Consider the following 526-nt stretch of genomic DNA (forward strand, 5'->3'; position numbering starts at 1 on the left):
CCGCCAAGCTGGCCGCTTCGCTGAAAGGTCACGTGCTCGAAGCTTGGGCGGGGGGCTTGACCTACAACCACCCGCCCGGGCTCACCCCCTACCCGTGGCAGGTAGCCGCTGCCGTGCAGTTCGCACGTACCGGGCGGCTCATGCTCAACGACGAGCCCGGCACGGGCAAGACCGCTTCAAGCGTGCTGGCCGTGGCCGAAGTTGGGGCCGACGCGCTGCCCGTCGTCGTGGTCTGCCCGGCGTCGGTGGTCACGGCGTGGGTTGAGGCGTGGGCCACATGGGCCCCACACCTGCACGTGGGGCGCTACATGGGCCCCAAGCGGGCCGCGTTGTTGGCCACTGAGCCCCGGCCCCATGACGTGCTAGTGACGAGCTACGACACCATGGCCCGCGACGTGGACAAGCTTAATGCGTTGTTCGACGGGCGGGGCACCGTGATCCTTGACGAGCACCACCTCATCAAGAACCCCAAGGCGGCGCGATCCAAGGCGGCGCGCAAGCTGGCAGGCCACGCGTGCGGCACCAT

The 526-nt window shown here is 69.0% G+C and carries 1 protein-coding gene; it reads left to right on the plus strand.

The genetic code is table 11. The features are described 5' to 3' along the window. Nucleotides 1-113 precede the first annotated feature (113 nt). On the plus strand, nt 114-526 hold a 413-nt coding region (locus ACTQ48_RS11465), incomplete at its 3' end, for an SNF2-related protein (protein WP_441571048.1).

This window comes from Collinsella sp. Sow4_E3 (genome assembly GCF_052116285.1).
Lineage (GTDB): Bacteria > Actinomycetota > Coriobacteriia > Coriobacteriales > Coriobacteriaceae > Collinsella.